The sequence below is a fragment of the Anaeromonas gelatinilytica genome (assembly GCF_016820635.1).
GTDB lineage: Bacteria > Bacillota > Clostridia > Tissierellales > SIT17 > Anaeromonas > Anaeromonas gelatinilytica.
In genome coordinates this window covers 1-3,572 of sequence record NZ_WSFU01000016.1, presented here as the reverse complement: position 1 = coordinate 3,572, position 3,572 = coordinate 1, and the positions used below count along the sequence as shown (strand labels likewise).

Annotated in this window: 2 protein-coding genes; one reads left to right on the top strand and one right to left on the bottom strand. The window is 30.1% G+C overall.

What is annotated here, in order from left to right; translation table 11 throughout:
• Positions 1–393 precede the first annotated feature (393 nt).
• Positions 394–1,434, top strand: a complete 1,041-nt coding sequence (locus GOQ29_RS01465; protein ID WP_203370712.1) for a hypothetical protein — start codon at positions 394–396, stop codon at positions 1,432–1,434.
• A gap of 91 nt (positions 1,435–1,525) precedes the next feature.
• Here GOQ29_RS01465 and tkt read toward each other — a convergent pair whose 3' ends face one another.
• Positions 1,526–3,502 (bottom strand): transketolase, encoded by a 1,977-nt coding sequence (gene tkt / locus GOQ29_RS01460; RefSeq protein WP_203370710.1) that lies wholly within the window; start codon positions 3,500–3,502, stop codon positions 1,526–1,528.
• Between the last annotated feature and the right edge of the window lie 70 nt (positions 3,503–3,572).

The following is a 3,572-nucleotide window of genomic DNA, read 5'->3' as shown; positions in this document are numbered from 1 at the left end:
TCCTACCGGATTTTTCATTGTTTTTCTGTGGATAAATTTAAAATTGCATTTCGCAATCCACTAATCATTTCCTATATTAATTTATTCATAATCTTACTTTTATGCTATTTATATATTGTACCAAAACTAATATAAACATATTATTATACATTATATACTTTCATTCAACATTTGTATAGGATATATAGTATAAATGTCCTATATTTCATATATACCTTTCTATGACATATACATATAATATATAATTAAAATATGTATTGTAAATTTAATATAATTAATACTTAGCTTTTAATATAATAATACTATAGAAATAAATTTTTTTTCATTCAACAATAAATTTTATATTATCATTTATTATGCTAATTAATGCTTATTATTTTTAGGAGGTAAATCATGAAGATAAAGACCTTACTACTTATAGCCATTTTATCTCTATCTTTATTATCTAGTTGTAATAAAGATAGTGAAATATATATAGAAAAAAACGATGATGAATATACCGAATCACAATTAGAACCTAAAATAGACGAAGAAAAAGATGATATAAATTCTTTATTTGATACATCAAATTTAGAACCTGTAGATAAAAAGATTTTTCTTAACAACAAAGAAATTAATTTTTCAAATACTATATCTCAAAATCCAATGGTCAATAAATCCGGAGATATATTGGTAGATTTTGAAGCTGCATATCATGCTTTAGGATTTAATACTGAAATCATAAAATCAGATGAAGATATTAATGCAAAAGCTTCCGATGAAAATAGAAATATATATATAGCAATAAATATTTCTAAAAATATAAAATCCATTTCAATAAATGATAAAGATGTAACAGATAATAATACAAAAATGTATATCCTATCTAATACATCTGATGATAAAATTGAATTATTAGTTCCCCTAGACCTAATAGCAGAAAGCATAAACGGCACTATAATAGAAGGCGAAGAAGAAAATTCTCTTTTATTAAATGATAGTCTCAAATTCCCAAATTCTAATAAAACCAATGAAAATAATAAAGATAATGATAAAGGAAATATTACTCAACAATCAAATAAAATATTTAAAGATATTGGAGTTAAAATTGGAGATTCTTTACAAATAGCCATAAATGTATTCGGCTCTTACAACGATAAAGGAAAATTTCAAGGATCTGATTATTATGTTTTTGAAGATGCAACCATCTTCACAGACATCGATTCTGATATAATAACAGAAATAAGTATATTTAATAATAATTACCCTATAGATGGAATAAAGGTAGGAGATAATATAAAGGAAATCTATAAAAGAACAAATGAAGAAATATCACCAGAAGACTCTGACGGATTATGGTTAATTTCTTATGACAATTATAAGGGATATAAAGCAGAATTCACCCTACAAGATGATAAAAAGACTATAAGAAGTATTACAATATATAAAAAATAATGAGACAAGAAGACGGTTCTTGATCTAACCCCTTATCCCCAAAAAAACTGAAATATCCTAGTACTAGGATATTTCAGTTTTTTATATACTATTACATAATATCTTTAACTGTTTTTACTACATTTTCTACATTGAAACCAAATCTATCCATTAATTCTGGTCCTGGAGCCGATGCCCCAAATGTATCTATTCCTATTGACTTACCTTCTACTCCTATATATCTTTGCCATCCAAAGGTAGTTCCTGCCTCTACTGAAACTCTTTTTGTAATATTTGAAGGTAATACTGACTTTTTATATTCATTATCTTGTTCATCAAATAACTCCCAAGATAACATACTCACTATTCTTGCATCTATATTGTTCTTTTTAAGCTCTTTCTTAGCATCTAATAATAACGAAACCTCTGATCCTGTACCTATAAGAATAACATCAGGAGTATCTCCATCTTCCTTATCAAGGATATATCCACCTCTATGAGCTCCTTCTACATTATCCAATGTAGGCAATCCTTGACGAGTAAGAGCTAATACACTTGGTCCATCGATATTATTTAAAGCTTCAAGCCATGCTATTACTGTTTCTTTAGCATCTGCTGGTCTAAACACCTTAACATTTGGCATAGCTCTTAAAGAAGCTATTTGCTCGATAGGTTGATGTGTAGGACCATCCTCTCCTAAAGCTATACTGTCATGAGTAAGAACATATATTATCGGTTGATTCATTAAAGCTGACATTCTTATGGCTGGCCTCATATAATTTGAGAATATCAAAAACGTAGCACCAAATACTCTAAATCCACCATGTAAAGATATACCATTAAGTATTGCTCCCATACCATGCTCTCTTACCCCAAAATTTATATTATTTCCTTCTGGAGTGTCATCTTGGAAATCACCTTTGTCTTTCATAGTAGTCTTATTTGATCCTGCTAAGTCTGCAGATCCACCAAATAAATTATCCACATGTTTAGCGATAGTATTTATTATCTTCCCACTAGCAGCACGAGTTGCAATCTTATCATCAAAATTAAACAATTCTTCATCTTTCATTAATTCTTCAGGAATCTCCATCAAATGCCATCTGTCCCATTTTTTAGCCAATTTAGGATACTTTTCTCTATATTGTTCAAATCTTTCTTCCCACTCTTTTCTCTTTTGATCTTTTTCATTAATTATTTCTTCCATATGAGAATATACATCCTCTGGAACAAAGAATGGCTCATAATTCCATTTTAATCCTTCTCTAGTTAACTTAATCTCATCATTCCCTAAAGGAGCACCATGAGCGGCTGATTTACCAGCCTTATTTGGACTACCAAAACCTATTGTTGTAGGTACCATGATAAGACTTGGTTTGCTTAGATTTTGCTTAGCCTTTTCTATAGCATCACTTATAGCTTCCATATTTTCACTATCATTTAATTTGATTACCTCCCAGCCATAAGCTTCAAATCTTTTTCCTACATCTTCCGTGAAAGCAATATCAGTAGTACCATCTATAGTTATCTTATTATCATCATATAATACTATAAGTTTACCTAGCTTTAGATGTCCTGCTAGAGAACATGCTTCAGAGGCAACTCCCTCCATCATATCTCCATCTCCAGCTATTGTATAAGTATAATGATCTACTATCTGCATATCCTCAGTATTAAATTCGGCAGCTAATCTTTTCTCAGCCATAGCCATACCTACAGCATTTGCGATTCCTTGACCTAATGGTCCTGTAGTTGTTTCTACTCCTGGAGTATGACCATACTCTGGGTGCCCTGGAGTCTTAGATTCCCATTGGCGAAAATTTTTTAAATCTTCAATTGATACATCATATCCAAATAAATGTAATAGTGAATATTGTAACATTGAACCATGCCCTGCTGATAATACAAATCTATCTCTATCTGGCCAGTCAATAGCTTTTCCACTTGCATTTAGATGGTCTTTCCATAATCCATAGGCCATAGTTGCAGTACCCATAGGCAATCCAGGATGTCCAGAATTAGCTTTTTGTATAGCATCCATTGACAAAAATCTAATACTATTAATAGCCTTTTCATCCATCTTGTTCATAAAAACGCCTCCTCGTATAATATGTTTAGAGACACTTTTTAAGTGATCTATTCATATTATTTTTTTATTT

Bases quoted from the DNA above. Each gene is read 5' to 3' on its own strand.
- GOQ29_RS01465 (WP_203370712.1), top strand. From the start codon at position 394: ATGAAGATAAAGACCTTACTACTTATAGCCATTTTATCTCTATCTTTA.
- tkt (WP_203370710.1), bottom strand. From the start codon at position 3,502: ATGAACAAGATGGATGAAAAGGCTATTAATAGTATTAGATTTTTGTCA.